General features: G+C 52.7%; 17 protein-coding genes and 2 tRNA genes. 1 reads left to right on the plus strand and 18 read right to left on the minus strand.

Translation table 11 applies throughout. From position 1 onward, the window contains the following. Nucleotides 1–157 precede the first annotated feature (157 nt). The 14 genes from ACW4DH_RS13270 to sdhC form a co-directional block, all read right to left on the minus strand. Complete coding sequence (locus ACW4DH_RS13270; protein ID WP_459636872.1) at nucleotides 158–1,405, minus strand: O-antigen polymerase; 1,248 nt, start codon at nucleotides 1,403–1,405, stop codon at nucleotides 158–160. Nucleotides 1,406–1,560: 155 nt separating this feature from the next. Further along, a complete protein-coding gene (locus tag ACW4DH_RS13275; protein WP_459636873.1) occupies nucleotides 1,561–2,451 on the minus strand; it encodes a glycosyltransferase in 891 nt (296 codons plus the stop codon). A gap of 17 nt (nucleotides 2,452–2,468) precedes the next feature. After that, nucleotides 2,469–3,338, minus strand: coding sequence for a glycosyltransferase family 2 protein (locus ACW4DH_RS13280; protein ID WP_459636874.1), 870 nt, complete (start codon nucleotides 3,336–3,338; stop codon nucleotides 2,469–2,471). Between the two features lie 79 nt (nucleotides 3,339–3,417). Further along, entirely contained in the window at nucleotides 3,418–4,734 is a 1,317-nt protein-coding gene (locus ACW4DH_RS13285) for a lipopolysaccharide biosynthesis protein (RefSeq protein ID WP_459636875.1), read from the minus strand. 154 nt (nucleotides 4,735–4,888) lie between these two features. Then, a complete protein-coding gene (locus ACW4DH_RS13290) occupies nucleotides 4,889–7,123 on the minus strand; it encodes a polysaccharide biosynthesis tyrosine autokinase (RefSeq protein ID WP_459636929.1) in 2,235 nt (744 codons plus the stop codon). A gap of 978 nt (nucleotides 7,124–8,101) precedes the next feature. After that, nucleotides 8,102–8,974, minus strand: a complete 873-nt coding sequence (sucD, locus tag ACW4DH_RS13295) for a succinate--CoA ligase subunit alpha (RefSeq protein ID WP_459636876.1) — start codon at nucleotides 8,972–8,974, stop codon at nucleotides 8,102–8,104. Next, nucleotides 8,974–10,140 carry an ADP-forming succinate--CoA ligase subunit beta gene (gene sucC / locus ACW4DH_RS13300; protein ID WP_459636930.1) on the minus strand — a complete coding sequence of 389 codons (1,167 nt, stop codon included), beginning with the start codon at nucleotides 10,138–10,140 and terminating at the stop codon, nucleotides 8,974–8,976. Before sucC ends, sucD begins: the two co-directional genes overlap by 1 nt. A gap of 163 nt (nucleotides 10,141–10,303) precedes the next feature. Beyond that, nucleotides 10,304–11,743: a dihydrolipoyl dehydrogenase gene (gene lpdA, locus ACW4DH_RS13305; protein WP_459636877.1), complete on the minus strand. Its 1,440-nt coding sequence runs from the start codon at nucleotides 11,741–11,743 to the stop codon at nucleotides 10,304–10,306. 62 nt (nucleotides 11,744–11,805) lie between these two features. Continuing rightward, complete coding sequence (gene odhB, locus ACW4DH_RS13310; protein WP_459636878.1) at nucleotides 11,806–13,383, minus strand: 2-oxoglutarate dehydrogenase complex dihydrolipoyllysine-residue succinyltransferase; 1,578 nt, start codon at nucleotides 13,381–13,383, stop codon at nucleotides 11,806–11,808. Nucleotides 13,384–13,426: 43 nt separating this feature from the next. After that, nucleotides 13,427–16,261: a 2-oxoglutarate dehydrogenase E1 component gene (locus ACW4DH_RS13315; RefSeq protein ID WP_459636879.1), complete on the minus strand. Its 2,835-nt coding sequence runs from the start codon at nucleotides 16,259–16,261 to the stop codon at nucleotides 13,427–13,429. A gap of 238 nt (nucleotides 16,262–16,499) precedes the next feature. Continuing rightward, nucleotides 16,500–17,204: a succinate dehydrogenase iron-sulfur subunit gene (locus ACW4DH_RS13320; protein WP_459636880.1), complete on the minus strand. Its 705-nt coding sequence runs from the start codon at nucleotides 17,202–17,204 to the stop codon at nucleotides 16,500–16,502. Nucleotides 17,205–17,218: 14 nt separating this feature from the next. Beyond that, on the minus strand, nucleotides 17,219–18,991 hold the full coding sequence (gene sdhA, locus ACW4DH_RS13325; RefSeq protein WP_459636881.1) for a succinate dehydrogenase flavoprotein subunit: 1,773 nt from the start codon (nucleotides 18,989–18,991) through the stop codon (nucleotides 17,219–17,221). Nucleotides 18,992–18,994: 3 nt separating this feature from the next. Next, nucleotides 18,995–19,342 (minus strand): succinate dehydrogenase, hydrophobic membrane anchor protein, encoded by a 348-nt coding sequence (sdhD, locus tag ACW4DH_RS13330; protein ID WP_459636882.1) that lies wholly within the window; start codon nucleotides 19,340–19,342, stop codon nucleotides 18,995–18,997. Then, nucleotides 19,336–19,713: a succinate dehydrogenase, cytochrome b556 subunit gene (sdhC, locus tag ACW4DH_RS13335; protein ID WP_459636883.1), complete on the minus strand. Its 378-nt coding sequence runs from the start codon at nucleotides 19,711–19,713 to the stop codon at nucleotides 19,336–19,338. The genes sdhD and sdhC overlap by 7 nt, the downstream gene beginning before the upstream one ends. Nucleotides 19,714–20,092: 379 nt before the next feature. Here sdhC and gltA point away from each other — a divergent pair, with 379 nt between their 5' ends. Then, a complete protein-coding gene (gene gltA / locus ACW4DH_RS13340; RefSeq protein WP_459636884.1) occupies nucleotides 20,093–21,379 on the plus strand; it encodes a citrate synthase in 1,287 nt (428 codons plus the stop codon). 478 nt (nucleotides 21,380–21,857) lie between these two features. Here gltA and ACW4DH_RS13345 read toward each other — a convergent pair. The 4 genes from ACW4DH_RS13345 to ACW4DH_RS13360 form a co-directional block, all read right to left on the minus strand. After that, nucleotides 21,858–21,933: transfer RNA gene (locus tag ACW4DH_RS13345), tRNA-Glu, on the minus strand. 19 nt (nucleotides 21,934–21,952) lie between these two features. Then, nucleotides 21,953–22,028: transfer RNA gene (locus tag ACW4DH_RS13350), tRNA-Ala, on the minus strand. Between the two features lie 111 nt (nucleotides 22,029–22,139). Next, on the minus strand, nucleotides 22,140–23,618 hold the full coding sequence (gene gltX / locus ACW4DH_RS13355) for a glutamate--tRNA ligase (RefSeq protein WP_459636885.1): 1,479 nt from the start codon (nucleotides 23,616–23,618) through the stop codon (nucleotides 22,140–22,142). A gap of 72 nt (nucleotides 23,619–23,690) precedes the next feature. Continuing rightward, the gene (locus ACW4DH_RS13360) at nucleotides 23,691–24,587 is read right to left on the minus strand and encodes a LysR family transcriptional regulator (RefSeq protein ID WP_459636886.1); all 897 of its coding nucleotides are present in this window, start codon (nucleotides 24,585–24,587) and stop codon (nucleotides 23,691–23,693) included. Nucleotides 24,588–24,692: the final 105 nt, after the last annotated feature.

Here is a 24,692-nt window from a genome sequence, read left to right on the forward strand (position 1 = left end):
TAACTCAAACTTAAACATGCGGTTAGCTTATTTGTACGTTAGCAAAACTTAAAAACTAGCGCGAACACTAGCCGACAGCGCGCAAGCTATTAATATTTAAATACACTTGCACCTAAAAAAGTTGGCATACACATGTTCAAACATGCAAAAGCAACTATCACATTAAACTTCTTTTTACAGATGTAATTCGAGGAGAGACAAACCGAAACCTAGAAAGAAATATAATAGCACCTGGCATGATAAGAGCATTGAATATCGCGTTCTTGAAGAACACAACAAATGGGTCACGAAACAGCATAAAGGGAACCAGGCTCAACAATAGTATAAAATAAGTTTTCCATAAATAACTACTTTGTCCTTTCTTGGCTAAGAGGAACAAGACAAACCCAATTAGGTAGAACGCTATAAGCATACCTATGAGACCAAAGTTAGTCACCATACTGTAAACTAAAGACTGGCCACCAAGCTCGGAACGTATATAGTATTCACTAGGTAAAGTTGCTAGGAATTCATGTTTCGCAGGCCAAAGCATTGTCGGAACAAAGCCAATAAAAGCCGTTAATACCCCAAATGGTATTTCAAAAAAAGGCATCTTATTATAAATCAAGAAGCTGCCAGCTCCTAACCAATTATATAGCGATTCACCTAGCAGAACATAAACCATCCTACCTGCACTGGAATTGTTACCAAGCCTAACTACACCAATCCATAGCATGATGATAGCGATGCCAAAAAACAGTAAAACACAAATTACTAAGCGTGGTGAAAAAAATCCGCTTTTGGAATTAAGCAAGAAAAGATACATATAAGCAATAAACACTGGCAAAACGTAGAGCCTTCCTCCAAGCCCCAAAAGAAATATGGAGTTGATTACCAACAAAAGCGTATAAAACAAGTAATATTTTTTTAAACTGCGATCTAGACTCATTCCTAGAAAAAAATACATGGAGAAAAACAAGAAAACTAAATTCAGCCCCGACATAACACTCTTAGCATTGTTCCTGTCATTCCAGTTCACTACACCATAACCTTTAAACGCCCCTTCTTTAAGCTCGTACATAGAATATATTTGCAAAAAAACTAACAAAGCAGTTATTAAGATAAATCCACCACCAGGGTTCATAATTCTGTTAGTGCTGGGTTTAATGTAGATAAATCTGGAACTGCACAGCCCAAAAAAAAGGAATATAAAGGATAAAGCAATAAATAAAAAATATGAGCTTAAATCCACACTGGCAACATACGAAACTAAATTTCCACTAAACGGATAACCTTGCCGATGGAAAAATTCAGCGAAAATAATTGGTAACAATAAATAATATATGATCCCAAAAATGAAAGAGATCAATATTACAATCATCGACTTCCTAAAGTATTTTTCTTGAAAATCTTTTTCGTGAAACATAAGTTTGCCGTCATGTTAATAGATGAGCACGCCACATTCAGCATGCGGCCAAGGCAATGTTACATCACTCGCAAAGTATAAATAATTCACATCACAACAGAACACATTATTAATAATTAATTCTTGTGCATCATAATTTTGTATTGAATTTTCCATCAAGGCCGAGAATTTATAGGCCTAGCTAAACTTCTTATGAAAACAAATAGAGATGGCCAATGCTCTTTAATCCAATATTTGAATATTGGGTTAAGCGTATTAGTATCTAAGTTTTTTGTTATGTCCTTAACCGTTAAGGGCGACATGCTGTTTATTATGTTCTGTACAGTCAGTGACTTTAAATGTTTTCTTTCTAAAATCGCGCTGTGTTTCTCAATAAATTTTAAATAGCCTTCCGTTACCTTCTGGGAGTTAGTGATTCTTCCCATTTCATGGTCTATATTTAGAATATAATTGTATTCTGGTATTTTATAGCCACCTCCTATTTCTTTGGTTAATCTTAACCATATGTCATAGTCTTGCCACGAAGGGAAGCTTATATCGAATCCTCCAATCTTTCTCAAATATTCTGTCCTAGTGAATATTTGAGTTCCTGCAACGTTTGCATATAGCATATCCTCCAAACTAATCTCACCTTTTATCTCTATAGATTTGAAGGGTGCCTTACCATCGTTGACTATCCTTCCTGAACTTAAATATGCATAGTTATGGATCAGATCACTTTCTATAAACATACGCAGACGATCCGATGCAAACTCATCATCATCATCTAATCCTGTAATATATTCACCATCTGCAGCATTAATCATAATATTTCTTGCATGGCATGCTCCCTTTGGTTCTAACTCGTCAAAGAAAACCAAGTCATCAAATTTATCTTTGTATTCTTTAATAATAGAGATTACTTTTTTTTTATTCTCCTTTCTTGATCCGTCGTCGCAGACAAGGACTTGAAATTCCTTGTAATCCTGACTTGCCAAAGAGTCTAGAGCTCTTTTTAGAAAGTTAGGTCTGTTGTGAGTCGGGATGTAAACGCTTACTTTTTTCACATTTCACCTATTAATCATTAAACTCGCGAAGACTTTTCTAACCCTAATTGAAACTTTACTCTGACAAAGCAGCGATATAATTTGATATGATAGGCGATATAGCTAGCTAAGGCTTTTTCCTTTACATTCATGCCATTCTTTTTCCATATATTTAAAAAATCATTTATAGGAGGGGCGAATGCACGTAAGAGGAAAAATTTCGGCCTTTTATTATAGGCTACCGTGCTACATGTAACACGTTTGATCTTCCTTTTTAATTCTCTGAGAGAACTCCTAGCTGGATGAAGGACTATACATTTCTCACCATAGGCAATACTTAATCCCGCTTGTGTTGCTTTGTGGTTCCATTCGAAATCCCCTCCAGACATTAGGTTTTCGTTAAAAAACCCTATGTTGAAGAATTCCCGCCGGTAAACAATGAGATTTGCTGTTACGGACACACCATTTCTAACATTATTTTTCTGATCGAAAGCCACCACCTTTTCATATAGCTCAGTAGCATTAGCTTTTTCATTAGAAAAGAAAATTTCTACATGACCCGCAACTCGCTCTACGTTACTTTCTTTTAACTGTGCTATTGCCCGTGCTAGCCAGTCCTTGTCAGGAATACAATCTGAATCAGTGAAAGCTATAACATCGCCCTTGGCTAGGCCAATTCCAGTGTTTCTTGCAGCGTATGATCCTGGCTTATGTTCATTTATTAACAAGCACTTCTCTAATAACTCAGGCGGAGCATCTTCCGGATCATTGTTTACTACAATTATTTCAAATTTGTTTTCCGGGTAAGTTTGCCTAGCCAAGGCGTTTAGGCATAATTTCAAGCGATCCCAATCATGATATGTGGGAATAACTACTGAAACAAATAAATCTTCAATATCTGTTTCCATCATAACTTCCTGCCCCATATTAGATTACGCTATACACAATGGCTGACTACTTCTCTGTAAACCATGAGTTATCTGGATATTAATCTGGCTGCGAAAGCCTGTTACTAATATCATACTGTATGGCTTTTCTATCTATAATAAATATCAACAGCATATTTCCCACAACAGCACAGAGAGAATACAAAGCAACTGCGTATAGATCACTTGAATATAAATAGTATCCAACCAGCATCGCCAATATGCGTATGATAGTTAACAAACAAGTATAAACAAGATGGAACCGTTGTGCTTTTAATATAGGCATGGCTTTAACGCTAGGGTTTACTATAAGCATAAAAAACATCCATAATGCTAACCATTGCGCGTATTGGCCTGCAACATCCCAATCACTGCCAAAAGCTATAGAAAATATTTGGGGCCCAAAAATTATAACTATTGTAAAAGGAAGGACTCCAACCAGCACTAAGACCGAAGTAGCTTTCCTTAAAAGAAGACTAATACTTTCTCTTTTATGGGCAGCCTCATTAATACGCGGGTACAGTACATCTCCAACCGACTTACCTATTAAACTTACTGGTAGTATCATGACAGTTTTACTGAGAGTGAAAAAGCCTGCGTAAGCTGGTCCAAAAAGCATAGATAATATCAACACCGGGAAGTTTTGTGAAATCTCATTAATTAACATTTGCGGTGCACGATATAAGGGAAAATCTTTATGGGCTTTTCCTACTTTTATGATGCTTTTTGGTTGGCTAAATGAAGTTATCGAAAAACTTTTAATATTTTTATTCCTAACACCTACCATTAGCATTAAGAAATTAAGAGCTGCGCCAAATACCGATATAACAATAAGAATGGAAGCAGCTGGATAGATAAATCCGGCACTGATTTTTGTTATGTTTATAATTACCGCTTGGACTATGCTCACTCTAGCATTAAGCAGAAATTCTTTTTTCCTTATTAGCCATTGCTGTGCAACTTGTAAAAATGCAAATGCAAGCATACCAACAGGGATAAAATACAAATATCCCCCCGCTTTCTGCATGCCTAACAATTCTATAAAATAATTCCCATATAACGATAATATTACGGTTGCTAGCCCACTCATACTTAATGCAACAAAAAATGATAAACAGGCTATTCCCTCAGCATCTTTTTCCTCCTTAGGCAGCACAATTGCTATTGGGTAAGTTAACGCTGCTATAGGGACCAAAATGTTCAATACAGACATAAAAACCCCCAAAATCCCAAACGCCTCAGGACCATAAAGGCGAGTAATTAAGGGAGCTGAAATCAGCGTTATTACTTGAGCCCCTGCAGCACCTGAAGCAACAATCGCTACATTTCTAAAAAATTTATTATTGGCGGCTTCTTTTATAAATTTCTTAACGCTCATAAATCATACTGTACCTAAAAAATGCTATGTTATACCGCTTAATTTTTTCTGTTGCACGTGCAAGGTGAAAAATGCACCTTGCCAACAACTCATTAGGCAAGGTTGCATTTGGATAAAAAATAACTCTAATCAGCTCTATGGTTCGAACTTAGGATTATTTATATGAATAATTATAATACCCGTAACCGTATGCCATAGCTGCTTTGCGTTCAAGTGCATTAAGTATTGCGCCTTTGACCGTTACCCCAGCGGTTTCCAAACGGCGTACGGCTAACTCAATTTCCTTAGGTGCATTTAGCTGAAAGCGTGCAACCATCAGAGATGTGCCCACCTGCTTACCGATGATCGCGGCATCAGTCACGGCAAGCACCGGTGGTGAATCGATAATAACCAGATCATAACCTTGACTTATATTATCAAGAAACTCCGTAAAGCGCGAAGAGGCAAGTAATTCGGCAGGATTTGGAGGAGCAATACCCCTTGATAAATAATGTAAATTCTCCATGCCCTTGACTGGACGGATCATATCCTCCGCTACCTGGCGTCCTGAGAGGATTTCGCTAAGCCCTCCTTCTGAGCGCTCACCAAATACATTATGGATATGCCCTTTTCGCATATCCCCATCGATAACTAATACACGTTGGCCCGTCTGCGCACATACAGCCCCTAAATTAATAGTAATGAAGCTTTTTCCTATGCTTGGGCTGGGGCCGGTGATCATTAAGCGATTATCATCACTTTCTAGCATAGCGAAGTGCAGGCTAGTACGAAGCCCACGCAACGCCTCTATAGAAGTATCAGTGGGGCTCCGTGCCGCCAGTAAGCCGGTAATGACTGTATGGCCTTTCCCTCCCCATTTTATACGACGATTGAGTTTGTCCTGCTCTTCGGAACGCGGAACAGTGGCATAGACAGGGAGTCCCAACGCTTCAAGCTGCTCGGGTGTTTCTACACCGCGGTTGAAGATGGCACGCAACAGCACCAGCCCTACTGCCACCATCCCACCCAATAAAGTCGCTATTACCACCACGAGTTTCTTGTTGGGTTCGACCGGCTCAGGGAAAACCTCGGCGTCGTCCAGCACGCGCACATTACCTACTGTGCTAGCTTCAGCGATTTGCATCTCCTGAACCTTGTTGCGTAGCTGTACATAAACTTCCTGAGTCACAGAGACATCACGTTGTAGACGCAGGATTTCCTGCTGCGTCTCAGGAAGATCATTGATCTTGGCCTCAAGATTGGCTCGTTCCTTCTGAAGCTGGGCCTTTTTTTCCAACAGAGCTGCATATGTAGGGTGGCTAGGAGTGAAGCGCCGTGAAATTTCTGCTTCTGAGAATTCCAGTTCGTTGAGCTGAGCCTCGAGGTTGACGACACGCTCTAGAATGGATTGAGTTTCAAGAGAGAGGTCGACGCTATCGCGATCCGTCCGATAGGCATTGAGTCGAGTTTCCGCTCCGCGTAATTCGTCCTGAATAGCCGGTACCTGACTATTCAGAAATTCCAAACTGTTGCGGGCCTCTTCTGATTGACGTTGGATATTCTGCGCCACATAGATATCGGCAATGGTAGCCAGTGTGGTTTCCGCGAGCTCTGGTATCGGACTCGTCAAGCCCCAGTTGAGAATCCCCGTGTCCTGGCCTTGTTCACTGATGCTTAGGTTTTCTCTCAGATCGGTAATTGTCTTCAGGCGCCGGGCATGGGTGAGCTTGAACGTAGCCCCTAGAGGAGCCTCTAGGCTATCGATCGTCAGGCTCACATTTCCGTCTAGAAATTCTGCAGCTTCCCCAACACGCCCATCGCCTAGTCGGTCTCCTTGATAGCTCAAGGCATAGCGTTGATCACCGAGCACTTCGAGGGTAAAGGCTTTATCAAGGTAGGCGTCAGTGACAGGCATCGCCTCGACATGAATCGCTTCGTCTGCCCAGGCGTAGCTCTGTAGCATGTTTCCTGCCCAAGTATCATCCCAGCTAGCGCTGAGAACGGGGCGTTCAATACCGATACGGCTCAGAAAGTTGCCAATGACAGGTAACCGGACCGGCTCGACTTGTAGATCGAGATTAAGAATATCTACTGCACGACCCAGTACCATACGTGAACGAATAATCTCGATTTCCGACTGAGAGGGAGGATCCTGTCCAAGCAAGGTAGTGACTTCAGAGAGGGGATTTGCCGAAGGTGCCGCACTCTCGACCTGTACTAAGGCGTCAGCACGATAAATGGGTGTTGCCAACAAGGCATAGATAATACCCGCAATCATGAATAATAATGTAATTGCTGCAATTACCCATTTATAATCTAGTAATATCCCGAATAGGCGGCCGATATCAATGCCATTGTCATCTTGGCTAACTCGCGGCGCTGGGGTATTCTGCGGAACACGGTTTTCCATTAACCGAAACAAACGACCGAGAGCCATGTCATCGCTATCCTGAGCATCACGGGGTAAGGGCGGAATCTTGGACATAAGAATACCTAAAGCGAATTTTAAAATAGGAATTTATTCAAATATTTATTTATCGGCTAGCGAGAAACACAAACCAGCAATATCTCTCATGTTACATATATCTCGAATTGCTTTAGCAACTTTACCCTAATCTGCCAAGTAGAAAAGCCCATGAACTTAGCTAAACATATACTTGGCGGCTTTATAAACTTTCATATCTATCAGTACTGTCTACATTTTTAGCCTTTACCCATATAGTTATTTTTCTGGCTCCCTAGCTATCTATAATCAAGCAAATTTATTCTGAAAACACGCTACCGCCCCGAGGTTGCAATGGCATTCCCCGAAGCCTTTGAAAAAATCCATATGTAAATAGAACATCGCACTAAGGACTTCTCCCCATGCCCATTCACTTCAGCTAGGCTACGCTTTCTTTAACTATATTGCAGGTAGATTTACCCAAAAAAGACCTTTTAACTTGGCTGCTAATACCGAAAAAACAGTGAAAACAATTCAATTAATGGACTAATGCATTAATCGAATAATGCTATTGATATTAAAAATCTACATAATCCGACAAATCTTAGGCAACCAAAGCTTACCAGGTTCACCATGTTGCGAACCATCAGGTATCGTTAAGATACCCATTGCGGCTTCTAGGCTCCTGAATATTTCCCTCAGGAAGAACAAACGCTTCTATTCAAGGCTCTGACAATCCATAAAAGCGCTTATTCTAAGCTTGATAAGTTATGCAAGTTCGCGGCTTAATGTCGAAGCCATACCGACACTTGCCAGCGCTTATAGCTATGCACGCGCCCTGAAGAGTCCAGAGGTTATTAGGAACTTTAACCGAATCAGTTTTACAGAAAATAAAAAAGGCACCCGAAGGTGCCCTTACTTGCTTCAGTGAAAGTTGTCAGAGGCTTACCAGCCGGTAACTTCCTTCAGCGCATCGCCGATCTGTGCAAGCGAACGCACAGTCTTGACGCCAGCCGCTTCAAGTGCGGCGAACTTCTCGTCGGCAGTACCCTTGCCACCCGCGATGATGGCGCCGGCATGGCCCATACGCTTGCCAGGAGGCGCAGTGACACCGGCAATGTAAGAGACGACGGGCTTGGTGACGCTGGCCTTGATGTAGGCTGCGGCTTCTTCTTCCGCAGTCCCGCCAATTTCACCGATCATGACGATCGCTTCGGTCTTAGGATCCTTCTCGAACATCTCGAGGATGTCGATGAAGGTGGAGCCCGGAATCGGATCCCCGCCAATCCCCACACAGGTAGACTGCCCGAAGCCATGATCGGTGGTCTGCTTAACCGCTTCATAGGTCAACGTCCCGGAGCGAGAGACAATACCGACCTTGCCCGGCTTGTGGATGTGCCCCGGCATGATGCCGATCTTGGTCTCACCCGGCGTGATGACGCCCGGGCAGTTGGGGCCGATCAAGCGTACACCCAACTCATCGCACTTGACCTTGACGTCAAGCATATCCAGGGTCGGAATGCCTTCGGTGATGCAGACGATCAGTTTGATGCCCGCGTTGGCCGCCTCAAGGATCGAATCCTTGCAGAACGCTGCCGGCACGTAGATGACCGAGGCTTGGGCGCCGGTTTTCTCGACGGCTTCCTTGACGGTATTGAATACCGGCAGGCCCAGATGCTCCTGGCCGCCTTTGCCCGGCGTCACACCACCGACCATCTGCGTACCGTAGGCGATTGCCTGTTCGGAGTGGAAAGTCCCTTGGCCACCGGTAAAGCCCTGGCAGATGACCTTGGTGTTCTTGTCGATCAGGATACTCATTACTTGCCCTCCGCCGCTTTAACCACCTGCTGTGCCGCATCAGTCAGGCTGGTAGCCGCGATGATGTTCAGACCGCTGGACGCCAGTTTTTCAGCCCCCAGCTCGGCGTTGTTGCCTTCCAGACGGACCACGACCGGTACGTTGACGCCAACTTGTTCGACAGCGCCGATGATGCCTTCGGCAATCATGTCACAACGCACGATGCCGCCGAAGATATTGACCAGAACCGCTTTCACGGAGGTGTCGGAGAGGATGATCTTGAAAGCTTCCGCCACGCGCTCCTTGGTCGCACCACCCCCGACATCGAGGAAGTTAGCCGGCTGGCCGCCGTTGAGCTTGATGATGTCCATGGTACCCATGGCCAGTCCCGCGCCGTTGACCATGCAGCCGATGTTGCCTTCCAGCGCCACATAGTTGAGCTCCCATTCCTGAGCATGCGCTTCACGCTCGTCTTCCTGGGAGGGGTCACGCATGGCCTGGAGATCCGGATGACGGTACAGGGCGTTGCCGTCGAGGCCGATCTTGGCATCGAGACAGTGCAGATTGCCCTGCTCGGTAATGACCAGCGGATTGATCTCGAGTAGCGCCAGGTCCTTGTCATGGAACATCTTGGACAGGCCCAGGAATATCTTGGTGAACTGCTTGATCTGATCGCCCTTGAGACCCAGTGCGAACGCCAGCTCACGCGCCTGATAGGGCTGCGCGCCGACCAGCGGATCGATCTCGGCCTTGAGAATCTTCTCAGGCGTTTCCTCGGCGACCGTCTCGATTTCCACGCCACCTTCGGTAGAGGCCATGAAAACTACGCGACGCGAGGCGCGATCGACTACTGCGCCCAGATACAGCTCGTTGGCAATATCGGTGCAGGTTTCGACCAGAATCTTGGCAACCGGCTGGCCTTTCTCGTCAGTCTGGAAAGTCACCAGGTGTTTGCCTAGCCACTGCTCGGCGAAGGCCTTGGCCTCTTCCGCGCTTTTGACCAGCTTGACGCCACCGGCCTTACCGCGGCCACCGGCATGAACCTGGGCCTTGACGACCCACATGTTGCCGCCGATTTTCCTGCAGGCTTCGGCAGCTTCCTCGGGAGTGTCCACGGCAAAGCCCTTGGACACCGGCAGACCATAATCGGCAAACAGCTGTTTGCCCTGATACTCGTGAAGGTTCATCGTGTCATGCCATTGGTTGCATGTGACTCGAACGGTGGCTGCGGCGCGCTGCAACGACTCGCTGCAACGGATAATGCCGTGCCACCCCCGTTCGCGTCCGGCATCCCGCCGGACGCGACGCGTCAGGGTCATTCAGACGCGTCAGTTAAAACCTTGAAAATGCTTACTTACGCTTTTTGCGGTTGGCCATGTGGATGGCATGCCCTTCCACCGCCAATGCGGCCTCATGAATCGCTTCGGAGGTCGTGGGGTGAGCGTAGCAGGTCAATGCCAGATCTTCGGCACTGGAGCCAAACTCCATGGCGATGACGCCCTGGGCGATCAATTCGCCGGCATGCTGACCCACGATATGCACCCCAAGGATACGATCGGTCTGCGCATCGGCGATGACCTTAGCCATACCCTCGGAAGCATTGTTGGCCAAGGCCCGGCCGTTGGCGGAAAACGGGAAGGAGCCGGTCTTGACTTCGATACCGGCGGCCTTGGCCTCCTGCTCGTTCATGCCCACCCAGGCAACTTCCGGAGACGTGTAGATGACACTGGGAATGGCATCGTAGTTCATCTCGGCCTTATGACCAGCGATGATATCGGCCACCATCACGCCCTCTTCGGACGCCTTGTGCGCCAGCATCGGGCCTCGGACGACATCACCGATGGCGAAGATGCCCGGCACGCTGGTACGGCATTGATCGTCAACGAAGATAAAGCCGCGTTCGTCGAGTTTAACGCCGACATTCTCTTCAAGCAGGTTCTGTGTATAGGGACGTCGTCCGACACACACGATCAGCTTGTCGAAGACTTGTTCCTGCTCGCCTGCGGCATCGGTGTACTTGACGGTCACTTCGCTTTCGCCAATGTCGGCGCCGGTGACACGAGCACCTAGCTTGATGTCCAGCCCCTGCTTCTTGAGCAGCTTCTGAGTCTCCTTGGCGACCGCCTGATCGACCATCGGCAGGAAACTGTCCATGGCTTCGAGAACGGTAACGTCACTGCCCAGGCGACTCCATACGCTGCCCAGCTCCAGGCCGATGACGCCAGCGCCGATGACCCCGAGGCGCTTAGGAACTTCAGTGAACTCCAAGGCGCCGGTGGAGCTGACGATCAGGTTGTCCGTCAGTGGCGTCGGCGGAATCTCGACCGGTACCGATCCGGAAGCGACAACGATATTGTCCGCGTCATAGACGGCTTTTTCGCCATCCTGGCCGGTCACCTCGACCTGCTTGCTGGAGACCACCTTGCCGGTACCTTCCAGAGCCGTGACACCATTGGCCTTGAACAGGGCGCTGATACCACCGACGTTCTTGGCGATGACCTGATCCTTGAAAGCCAGCATCTTGGAGACGTTGGGCGTGATATCGCTGACTTCGAGGCCGATCTCGTCGTAGTGGTCCCGAGCCTCGACGAACTTATGCGACGTTTCGAGCAGTGCCTTGGACGGAATGCAGCCCACATTCAGGCAGGTACCGCCGTGTACGGTCTTGCCTTCCTTATTGACCCACTTTTCGACGCAGGCTGTTTTCAGCCCCATCTGCGCGGCACGAATGGCAGCGACGTAGCCGCCGGGGCCTGCACCAATGACGATTACATCAAATTTGTCGGCCATGAAATCTTCCTGTTTGCTTCAATTAAACCAGTGGCGTCGTATGTCTTCGCTGAGGCTTGCGCTTATACGTCCAGCAGGAAGCGCGCCGGATCCTCGAGCAGGCTCTTGACCGCCACCAGGAACTGTACCGCGTCCTTGCCATCGATCATGCGGTGATCGTAGGACAGTGCCAGATACATCATCGGACGGATTTCCACCTTACCGTCGACAGCCATGGGACGCTCCTGGATCTTGTGCATGCCCAGGATAGCCGTCTGCGGCGGATTGAGAATCGGCGTGGAAAGCAGCGAGCCGAACGTACCGCCATTGGTGATGGTAAACGTGCCGCCCTGCATCTCGTCGATGCCCAGCTTACCGTCGCGTGCACGCTTGCCGAAGTCGACAATGCCCTTCTCGACATCGGCGAGCTTCATGCTGTCGGTATCACGCAGCACCGGCACGACCAAGCCCCGCGGCGTGGACACTGCCACACCGATATCCTGGTAGCCATGATAGACGAGCTCGGTGCCATCGATGGAGGCATTGACGTCGGGGAAGCGCTTGAGCGCTTCGGTGCAGGCTTTGACGAAGAAGCCCATGAAGCCGAGTTTGGTGTCGTGCGCCTTAAGGAAGGTTTCCTTGTACTGAGCGCGCAACGCCATGATCGCGCTCATGTCCACCTCGTTGTAGGTGGTCAGCATGGCCGCGGTCTGCTGGGCCTGGACAAGACGCTTGGCAATGGTCTGACGCAGACGGCTCATCGGGACGCGCTTCTCGGGGCGCTCGCCTTCGAAAGCCGGCGCGCCCGCTGCCGCTTTCTGCGGCGCTGCAGCCGGCTTGGCCGCCGCTTTCTTGGCGCTGCCTTCGTCGATGGCTTTCTGCACGTCTTCCTTCAGGATGCGCCCGCCCTTGCCGGTGCCATTGATCTTGGTCACGTCAAGATCATGCTCGGCCACCAATTTGCGGGCCGCCGGCGCCAGGATCCTGTCGCCGATCTCCTCGTCGCCGCCCGCATCGGCAGCGCTTGCTTCACTGGGTTCGTCGCGAGACTCGGCAGAAGCGCCGGCGGCTTCACCCGCACCTTCGGCGAAGATCGCCAACAGCGCTTCGGACTCGACCTGCTCGCCTTCCTGTACCTTGATCTCCTGCAGCGCACCATCCGCCGGCGCCACGACCTCGAGCACCACCTTGTCGGTTTCGATGTCGGCCAGCACCTCGTCACGCTTGACCGCCTCGCCTACCTGCTTGTGCCAGGTCGAGACCGTTCCTTCCTGGACGGATTCCGGAAAACTCGGCGCCTTGACGTCATGGCTCTTGCCCGCTGCCGGCTTTTCAGCGGGCTGCTCGGCCTTGGCCTCGGGCTTTTCTGCGGCCTTGCTGTCGCGCTTTTCCTCATCGCCACTGCTTGCGGAACCGCCGGCCTGAGCCTCGCCCAGCAGTCCCAGTACCTGCTCGGAATCGCAGGTTTCACCCTCTTCGACCTTGATCTCTGTCAGGGTACCAGCTTCCGGTGCTACCACTTCGAGAACGACCTTATCGGTCTCGATCTCGACAATCAGCTCGTCGCGTTCGACGCTGTCGCCGGCTTTCTTGTGCCAGGTGGCGACGGTGCCTTCAGCAACGGATTCTGGAAAGCTGGGCGCTTTGATCTCGGTAGCCATTTGGTTTCCTTAGTGTGTTCTCTCTCGAGTCCAGGTGGACGCTTTACATATTGAAGGCATCGTCCACCAGCTGGCGCTGTTGTTCGACGTGTACGGACATATAGCCCGCCGCGGGCGCCGCTGAAGCCGGACGCCCCGCAAACTGCAAGCCATGCCCCAGACCTTCCTTGAGCATGTCAGCAACGACTCGCAAATGATGCTGACTCTGGTACCAGGCGCCCTGATTGAGCGGTTCTTCCTGACACCACATGACCTGCTCAAGATTGGTGTAGCCCTTGAGCGCTTCGTACAGCTCTTCCTTGGGGAAGGGATAAAGCTGCTCCATACGCAAGATAGCGGTATCGCGACGCTCGTGTTCGGCACGATAGCTCGCCAGATCGTAGTACACCTTGCCGGAGCAGAGCACGACGCGCTTGACCTGTTCGGCTTCCAGATTGGCGACATCCGGCAGCACCATCTGGAATTTACCGTGCGCCAGCTCCTCCAGGGTGGAAGTCGCCTCTTTGTGGCGCAACAAGCTCTTCGGCGACATCACCACCAAGGGCTTGCGCAGCGGGCGAATCACCTGACGGCGCAGCAGATGATAGATCTGTGCCGGCGTGGTGGGCACGCAGACCTGCATGTTGTGCTCCGCACACAGCTGCAGGAAACGCTCGAGGCGTGCGGAGGAGTGCTCCGGCCCCTGCCCCTCGTAACCGTGCGGCAGCAACATGGTCAGTCCGCACAGGCGTCCCCACTTCGACTCACCCGACGAGATGAACTGGTCGATCACCACCTGGGCGCCATTGACGAAGTCACCGAACTGGGCTTCCCAGATGATCAGCGAGTTGGGCGCCGTGGTGGCATAACCGTACTCGAACCCCAGCACGGCCTCCTCGGAGAGGAAGGAGTCGTGGATAGTGAAACGCGGCTGTCCCTCCTTGAGATGCTGCAAAGGCACCCAGGTCTGTCCGTCCTTCTGGTTATGCACCACCGCATGGCGATGGGAGAAGGTGCCGCGCCCCGTATCCTGACCGGTGAGACGGATCGGATGGCCCTGGTCGAGCAGCGTGGCGTAAGCCAGCGTCTCGGCAAACCCCCAGTTGAGCGCCATCCCCCCGGCCAGCATCTTGCGCCGGTCTTCATAAATCTTGGCGACCTGACGCTGCACCTGGATCCCATCGGGAATCTCGCACATCTTCTGCGCGAGCAGTTGCATCCGCTTCATGTCGAATGAGGTGTCGGCGTCGCCGCTCCACTCATGGCCAAGGTACGGTGTCCAGTCGACGAACAGGTTCTTGTTCGGCTCCTTGACCAGCGCATTGGCGACATGATTGCCGGCCACCAGGTCGTCGCGGTACTTCTCGATCAGCGCCTTGGCGTCATCCTCGGAAATCACCCCTTCGTCGACCAGACGGTTGACATAGATCTCCCGCGAGCTCTTGTGGGTCTTGATCTTATGATACATCAACGGCTGGGTGCCGGAGGGCTCATCAGCCTCGTTGTGGCCCCGGCGGCGATAGCACACCAGATCGAGCACCACGTCCTTGTTGAACTGCTGACGATAATCGATGGCGACCTGCGTGGCATGCAGCACCGCATCGGGATCGTCGCCGTTGACGTGGAAGATCGGCGCCTGGACCATCTTGGCAATGTCGGTCGCGTATTCGGACGAGCGGGCGTCCTCGGGCCGCGAGGTGGTAAAGCCTACCTGGTTGTTGATGACGATGTGCAGCGTGCCGCCGGTCTTGTAGCCGCGGGTCTGGGACATCTGGAATGTCTCCATGACCACGCCCTGGCCGGCAAAAGCGGCATCGCCATGCACCGAAATCGGTAGCACCGTGTTGCCCTCGGAATCCTCGCGGCGATCCTGGCGTGCCCGCACGGAACCCTCGACCACCGGAGAGACGATTTCCAGGTGTGAAGGATTGAAGGCCAGCGCCAGATGCACTTCACCGCCCGGCGTCATCACGTTGGAACTGAACCCTTGGTGATACTTGACGTCGCCGGAGCCCTTCTCGATGACCTTCTTGCCATCGAACTCGTCGATCAGCTCGGAAGGACTCTTGCCGAGAATATTGACCAACAGGTTCAGGCGGCCACGGTGGGCCATACCGATGACGACTTCCTTGGTGCCGTAATTGCCGGCACGCTGGATGATTTCATCCATCATCGGAATGAAGGATTCCCCCCCCTCCAGGCCGAAGCGTTTGGTTCCGGGATACTTGGAAGCGAGGTAGTTCTCGAGCCCCTCTGCCGCGGTAAGACGCTCCAGCACATGCTTGCGCACGTCAGCGCTGTAGTTCGGCTTCGAGCGTACCGATTCGAAACGCTGTTGCAGCCAGCGCTTCTCCTCGGTATTGACGATATGCATGAACTCGCAGCCGATAGCGCGGCAATAGGTCTGCTCCAGCGCGTCGAGGATTTCCTTGAGCGGTGCCTGATCCTTGCCCAGAAATAACGAGCCGGTCTGAAATTCGATATCCAGGTCGGCCTTGGACAACTGGTGAAAGGACAGATCCAGATCCGGCACCGGCGCCGGGTTACGCAGCCCAAGCGGGTCGATCTCAGCCTTCTGATGCCCCCGGAAACGGTAGGCATTGATCAGCTGAAGCACCTTGACCTGCTTCTTGTTCTCGCTGCTGTCGGCGGCGCCGGACGCTTGCGCGGGACGCCGACTCTGACCCAGTTGGTAGAACTGCTCGCGAATCGGGTTCAGGGGCACATCTTGGGCGGGACTGCCTTCCGGACGCGGCAACTGATCGAAGTAGTTGCGCCATTCGTCGGGGACAGCATTAGGATCGACGAGGTACTGCTCGTAGAGCGCTTCCACATAGTGGGCATTCCCACCACTGACATGGGAAGAGCGCCACATCAACTCCATTATGCCTTCTTGCATTCTCGGTCACCCTGCACTGATGGGGTGGTGTCGGCGCCTGACACGGCCGGACCGCGCCGGCGTCACTCTGGCCCTGCCACCAATGGCAGGGTAGCGTTCATCGGAACGACATCAGCCCTTATGATCGGCAAAAGCCGGTGCGCATGGCACCGGCTTTGACACTTAGGCCGGCTTCGCCTGCGGCATTTGACCGCAGACGTAAGCTAAACACCAATCATAGCAAGCTATGCGCTGCGATTTAAGTGGCATTCGACAGCAACATCTCACGAATCTTGCCGATGGCACGGGTCGGATTCAGCCCCTTGGGACATACCGCCACGCAATTCATGATGCCGCGACAACGGAATAGGCTGAACGGGTCTTCCAGTTCGGAAAGCCGATCACGTGTCGCGGTATCACGACTATCGGCCAGGAAGCGATAAGCTTGAAGCAACCCCGCCGGTCCCACGAACTTGTCGGGATTCCACCAGAACGACGGACAGGACGTCGAGCAGCAGGCGCAAAGGATGCATTCATACAGGCCGTCGAGCTTGTCGCGCTCTTCGGGTGACTGCAGACGCTCGATGGCCGGCGGTGCGGTATCGTTCTGCAGGTAGGGCTGGATGCGTTCGTATTGCTTGTAGAACAGCCCCATGTCGACCACCAGATCCCGCATGACCGGCAGGCCGGGCAGCGGACGCAGCACCAGCTTGTTGTCCTTGACCACGTCGGAAAGTGCGGTGATGCAGGCCAGGCCATTCTTGCCGTTCATGTTCATGCCGTCCGAACCGCAGACGCCTTCGCGACAGCTGCGGCGGTAGGCCATGGAGCTGTCCTGCTCCTTGATGATTTCCAGCACATTGAGGACCATCAGATCACGGCCCTGGGTGTCGACCTGGAACTCCTGCATGTAAGGCGCAGAGTCGGATTCCGGGTTGTAACGGTAAACGGATACCTGAAGCATTGAGGACAACCCCCTTAATAAGTACGGACTTTCGGCTCGAAGGTGTCGACAGTCTTGGGTGTGAAGTTCACATCGCGCTTGCCGAGCTTCTTCTCGAGCGGGAAGTAGATGGAGTGCTTCAGCCAGTTGACGTCGTCGCGATCCGGATAGTCATAGCGGGAATGGGCGCCACGGCTCTCCTTGCGCTCCAGCGCCGAGATGGCGGTAGCCTCGGCCACTTCGAGCAGGTTGTCGAGTTCGAGCGCCTCGACGCGCGCGGTATTGAAGGCATGGGACTTGTCGCCCAGATGCGCCTTGGCGATCCGCTCACGCAGTTCCGCCAGCTGCTTGACGCCTTCCTGCATGTTGTCTTCCTGGCGGAACACGCCGAAGGCGTTCTGCATGATGCTCTGCAGCTCGGCACGCAGCTCAGGAACGGTTTCTCCACCACTGGACTCTTCCCAGCGTGCGAGACGCGCCATGGCGCTGTCGATGTCGGACTGCGAAGCATCGAGGTATTCGATCCCCTCGTTGAGCGCACCTTCGATGTAGATGCCGGCGGCACGTCCGAACACCACCAGGTCGAGCAGTGAATTGCCCCCCAAGCGGTTGGCGCCGTGCACCGAGACACAGGCCGCTTCGCCACAGGCGAACAGACCATTGATGACACGGTCGTTGCCGTCGTCATCCTGCATGATCGCCTGGCCATGGACGTTGGTCGGAATGCCGCCCATCATGTAGTGGCAGGTCGGGACCACCGGAATCGGCTCCTTGGCCGGATCGACATGCGCGAAGGTCTTGGCCAGCTCGACGATGCCCGGCAGACGCTTGCCAAGCACTTCCTCGCCCAGATGGTCGAGCTTGAGGAACACGTGGTCGCCCTTCTCGCCGGCCCCACGTCCTTCGAGAATCTCCATGACCATGGAACGCGCGACCACATCGCGGCCGGCGAGATCCTTGGCATTGGGCGCATAGCGCTCCATGAAGCGTTCGCCATCCTTGTTGATCAGGTAGCCCCCTTCCCCGCGACACCCCTCGGTCACCAGAACGCCGGCGCCGGCGATACCGGTCGGGTGGAACTGCCACATTTCCATGTCCTGCATCGGGAAGCCGGCACGCAGTGCCATGCCGATGCCGTCCCCGGTATTGATCAGGGCATTGGTCGTCGAGGCATAGATACGGCCCGCGCCTCCCGTGGCCAGCACGGTGGCTTTCGACTTGACGTGCACCACTTCGCCCGTCTCGATGCACAGCGCGATACAACCGACCACGTCGCCATTGGCATTCTTGACCAGATCGATGGCGTACCATTCGTCGAGGAAAACGGTGTTGTTCTTCAGATTGTTCTGATACAGCGTATGCAACAGGGCATGACCGGTACGGTCGGCAGCTGCGCAGGTACGCGCCGCCTGCCCCCCTTTACCGAAATCCTTGGACTGACCGCCAAACGGGCGCTGATAGATACGGCCATTGTCGAAGCGCGAGAACGGCAGGCCCATGTGCTCGAGTTCGAACACCGCCTTGGGACCTTCGGAACACATGTATTCCGCGGCGTCCTGGTCGGTAATGTAATCGCCACCCTTGACGGTGTCGTACATATGCCAGCGCCAGTCGTCATTGGGGTCCGCCGAGGCAATGGCACAGGTAATCCCGCCTTGCGCGGATACCGTGTGGGAGCGAGTGGGGAAAACCTTGGACAACACCGCCGTTTTCTTGCCGGACTTGGCCAGCTCGAGCGCGGCACGCAGACCGGAGCCACCGCCACCGATGATGATTGCGTCAAATGTCAGGCTACGCATATTGGACATGGATCAGGCTCCCCACAGGACTTGAATGCCCCAAACCAGAAAGACGAAAAGGGCCAGGATTACGACGACTTGAAAGCCGAAGCGGACTCCGGTCTGCTTGAGATAGTCCGTAGACACGGTCCACAGGCCAATCCAGGCGTGTGCCGCCAGCGAAATGAACGCCAGCAGAGAGAAGATGCGCATCCACGTCTGCGAAAACAGGTGGCTCCAGGTAAAGTAGTCCAGTCCCGGGTGAAGCAGCAGGTAACCCACCATGAAAACGGTGTAGATCGACAAGATGATGGCGGAGACACGCTGGATCAGCCAATCGGACACACCGCTACGACTAAAGTTCGTGATGTTGGTTACCATACCCAGACTCCTGAAAGGATCACTAGAATTGCACTAAGCACCACGGTGATCTGCGTCTTCTGCTCACTGCTCTTGAGATCAAGGCCGATGTTGACGTCCATCAACAGGTGCTTGATGCCGGCCACGAAATGAAATCCGAGTGCAGACAGCAGCCCCCAGGCGACCAGCTTGGCCAGGAAGTTATGAGCCAAAGTGTCACGTACCGCCTCAAAACCTTCGGGGGAGGACAGCGAAGCATCGAGTGCCCAGAAGCCGAAGATCAAACCGATAAACAGGATGATACCGGTCACACGGTGAGTAATGGATGTCAGCGCAGAAAGTGGGAATCTTATGGTGGAAAGATCGAGATTTACGGGTCGTTTGCTATTCACGGCTCTTTACACACTCTCTTGGCCCTGTTTCGGGCTGAGCCCGAACGGGCGGTGGTTTGAGGAAGGGTCTCGGTCGCAAGCCAAGCGGCACGACCAAGCCTGAATCCTGCCAGTCGCGCGGGGGATGATTATAGGGACTGGGGGGGGGGATGACAAATCGATAGCGGTCGATAAGTTACCGCAAGCACTTGCATGAGCTGGTATATGCTGATGTATGGCCCCGCCAATACGAGCGATGCCAAGGGCTCCAGACGGGCCATTCAGCCCCGGAGAGTGCCCTTAGCGCTAATTGACAATCGTTTCCGTGGACCTATAGTGGGCGAACTGATTTCGCCGGCCTGGCAAGCAAGACAAAGACTTATGTGAAAAGGAGGCCATAATGGCTGACAGAAAAGCGCAGTTGACGGTAGAAGGATCAGACAAGGTCATTGAATTCCCTGTCTACTCCGGCTCTGCCGGACCGGATGTCATCGACGTTCGCAGCCTGACCAGCGAAGGCCTCTTCACTTACGATCCTGGCTTCGTCTCTACCGCGTCTTGCGAATCCGGCATTACCTACATCGATGGCGCTCAAGGCATCCTGCTTCATCGCGGCTACCCCATCGATCAGTTGGCCCAGAACTCCAACTATGTGGAGCTCTGCTATCTATTGATGTTCGGCGAACTGCCTTCCGATGAGGAATATAAGCAGTTCGAGCGGACGATCAACAACCACACCATGGTTCACGAGCAGATCGTCAATTTTTACAAGGGATTTCGCCGCGACGCCCATCCCATGGCGATCCTCTGCGGTGTCGTAGGGGGCCTGGCGGCCTTCTATCATGACAACCTGGACATCACCAAGTACGAAGAGCGCCGTGTCAGCGCCATTCGCCTGATTGCCAAGATGCCGACTCTGGCGGCGATGTGCTACAAGTACAATATCGGCCAGCCCTTCATGTATCCGCGTAACGACCTGAACTACGCGGAGAATTTCCTGTTCATGATGTTCGGCAATCCTTGCGAGAACTATCAGGTCAACCCAGTGTTCGCCAAAGCCATGGATCGCATCTTCATGCTGCATGCCGATCATGAGCAGAATGCCTCCACCTCTACGGTACGCTTGGCCGGCTCCACCGGCGCTAACCCCTTCGCCTGTATCAGTGCCGGTATCGCCGCACTATGGGGGCCGGCACATGGCGGTGCCAACGAGGCTGTACTCAACATGCTCGACGAAATCGGCGACGATTCCGAGGAGAACATCCAGCGCTTCGTCGACAAGGCCAAGGACAAGGACGATCCGTTCCGCCTGATGGGCTTTGGACATCGCGTATATCGTAACTTCGATCCGCGGGCCAAGGTCATGAAGGAGACTTGCGACGAAGTCCTGCGCGAGCTGGGCATGGCCGATGATCCGCAACTCAAGATTGCCAAGCGCCTCGAGCAGATCGCCCTGGAAGATGAGTACTTCATCGAGCGCAAGCTCTACCCCAACGTCGATTTCTATTCCGGCATCATCCTCAAGGCGATCGGCATCCCCACCAACATGTTCACTGTCATCTTCGCCTTGGCCCGTACGATCGGCTGGATTTCCCACTGGAACGAAATGATCAGCAACAGCTACCGGATCAGCCGTCCGCGTCAGTTGTACGTTGGCCACCCCCAGCGCGACTATCCTGCCAAGTAAGATCGCTGCAAACCGCTTCACGTATCTATTGGCCGCCCCTGACCAGGGCGGCCTTACTGTTTTTGCTGGTGCGGTGTCACGGAACTGCGCCAGACGTCCCCCCTGTACTCACGTTTGCCTGTCATCAGTGCGCATTCGCTTCGTTACGCTGCTGCCCCGACGCAACCCGTAGGAACGTTGTCCACACTTTCTGTGGATAACCTTGTTAAAAACCTTTCTACAACCGCGTCAAAATCCCATGACAGCAGGGTTACGCTTAAATTGGTCAAATTTTAACCATATTTAACTTACTGAAATTAAAGAAGTTTTTATACAAAGGAAACGATACGGAACATCAAACTGAAAGTTGTGCACAAGCCATGCCGACAAGCCGAAAGACGTGGACAACTTGCAGAATTGTCAAGCCGGAAGCCGCAGATTTATGAGGAGAGGACACAAAAAAAGACGCTAGGCGCCTTGGGAAATATACGAAAGGAGATGGCGTCCCATAGGGGGTTCGAACCCCTGTTACCGCCGTGAAAGGGCGGTGTCCTAGACCACTAGACGAATGGGACGCATATGACGACGAGAAGGTGGTGGAGCCTACCGGGATCGAACCGGTGACCTCGACGCTGCCAGCGTCGCGCTCTCCCAGCTGAGCTAAGGCCCCGCATCTCGTGAAGACGGGGCACATCTTATGAGTAGAAGGCTGAAACGTCAACGTTTTTTTGATGCAACCCAGCCTTGGGCTGCATCAGACACCGTCCCGTCATTATCGGGCCTAAAGGTCGCGGAATTCCTTTTCGAAGCGCTTGGCCTGCTTCTTGGAGACCCCACCCAGAAGAGCCACCGCATGACGCAGACGCGCCCGGGTCATGTCGGACCCCAGAATGACCATGGCATCCATTACCGATGTCGAGGTCGCCGAGCCGGTAATAGCGATAAAGACCGGGGCCAGAAAATCCTTCATCTTGAGATCGAAATGCGCGCTCAGTCGTTTGACTTCGCCGAGCAGCGCATCCTTGTCCCAGCTGCGCACCCCTTCCAGACGCCAGACCAAAAACTGCAGTAAACGGAGTAGCTCTTCACGCTCGAGCTTGAGGTTCTCGAAGTCGCGCTCCTGTAGATTGGGCAACCCTGCAAAAAAGTGTCCCGCCAGCGGCATCACGTCCGAAAGCGTCTCGACACGCGGCCTTACCTGCGGCAGGATTTCTCCGACATACTCTTCATTGAATGCCCATTCGCGCAACGCGCGGAGCAGCGCCGCATCATCGAGATCCTCACGAATGTAGACGCCGTTGAGCCAGGTCAGCTTTTCCAGGTCGAAGACCGGACCGCCCAACGAAACGCGCCGGATATCGAAGTGCGTCATCATTTCGTCAAGCGTGAACTTCTCACGCTCGTCAGGCATCGACCATCCCATACGTCCCAGATAGTTGGTCACCGCCTGCGGCAGATAGCCCATACGGCGGTAGTAGTTAATAGAGGTCGGGTTCTTGCGCTTGGACAACTTCGACTTGTCGGGATTGCGCAGCAACGGCATGTGGCAGAGCTGAGGCATCTGCCATCCGAAATAATCATAGAGCAGCTTGTGCTTAGGGGCGGAGTTGATCCACTCCTCACCGCGCAACACATGGGTAATTCCCATCAGATGATCGTCGACGACGTTAGCCAAATGATAGGTGGGCATACCGTCGGACTTAAGCAGAATCTGGGCGTCGACTTGCTCCCAATCCACCTCGATCGTGCCGCGCAGCATATCTTCCACGACACAGGTTCCTTCGCTGGGAACCTGCATCCGCACCACATAGGGCCAACCCTCGGCTTCGCGCCGGGCCGCCTCCTCCTCGGGAAGCGCCAGATCCGCCGGTTTCAACGCCAGTTGCCGTCCCTCGGCCTTACGCGTCTCGCGCAGCTCATCGAGTTCTTCGCTGGTACGGTAGCACTTGAAGGCATGTCCCGCGTCGAGCAGTTGACGTGCGTGCTCGGCATAGATCTCGCCGCGCTCGCTCTGCCGATAAGGGCCGTGGGGACCACCAACATCGGGCCCCTCGTCCCATTCCAGCCCCAGCCAACGCAGCGAGTCGAGAATCATCTGCTCGGATTCAGGCGTCGAACGCACCCGGTCCGTATCCTCGATACGCAACACGAACTGTCCGCCATGCTGACGAGCGAAACAGAGATTGAACAAGGCGATGTAGGCGGTGCCAACATGCGGGTCACCGGTGGGAGACGGTGCAATACGAGTACGAACAGTCATAATATCCTGATCCGTTGGCTGGATGGCGTTACGCGCATTATACGCATGCACCTCGCCCCCTCCAGTCCGGGATCAAAGTGTCAGATGTTCGCGGAACCACTCCGTCACGAAGTCCAGGTAGGCGCGAGTCTTGTCGGGGAGATATTTACGTGACCGAAACAGCACCAGCATACTGCCATGCTCGTTCCAGTAGGGCTGCAACAACGGGACCAGCAGCCCTGCGGCGACGGCCGAACGCGCGGCAAACGTGGGTAGATACGCCAGGCCAAACCCAGCCTTGGCCGCCTCGACGACGCCGAGCAGATTGTTGATGACCAGGCGCGATTGCGGCTCGATATCCAGTGGCTGACCGTGCAATGAAAATCGCCAATGCGCGCCAAGATCATAATTGCCGTAGAACACCGTATCGTAATGAGGAATATCCTGAGGGTGCAGGGGGCAATTGACTCGCGCCAAGTATTCGGGAGCTGCGTAAAGCCCGTAGACCACCTTGCATAACGGGCGCGACACTAGGCTCGAAGGGGGTAAAGGCCCCATACGAATTGCCAGGTCGACCGAATCGTCGATCGGCTCGAAACGCTGATCTTCGAGGAGGATTTCTACCGCCACATCGGGGTAACGGCGCATGAAGGCAGTGGTGGGCGCCGCCAGATACATGAAGCCGAAACTGACCTGAGCACTGATCTTGAGTTGACCGCGCGGACGTGCAGTGACCGACTGCATCTGTGCTTCTGCAGATTGCAGCTCTTCGAGCACCCGCAACCCATGTTCATAGTAGATCTGCCCTGCCTCGGAGAGACGCAACGATCGTGTCGAGCGGTTGAGCAGCCCTACCCCCAGTTCCTCTTCCAATGCCGCGACACGCTTGGAGGCCAGCGACTTGGAAATTCCCAGGCGGCGGGCCGCAGCAGTAAAGCTACCGGCGCGGACCACCTCGACGAAAACACGCAGCGCATCGAGTGTTGCCATTTTGTTTATTCCAGATGAACATTGTTTCCATTATGGAAATACTGGTTTTCGATTACACCTCTTATTTGGCTTCACGTGGCATTCTATACTGTTGCTTCACCTCAA

The sequence above is a fragment of the Halomonas sp. WWR20 genome (genome assembly GCF_054602495.1).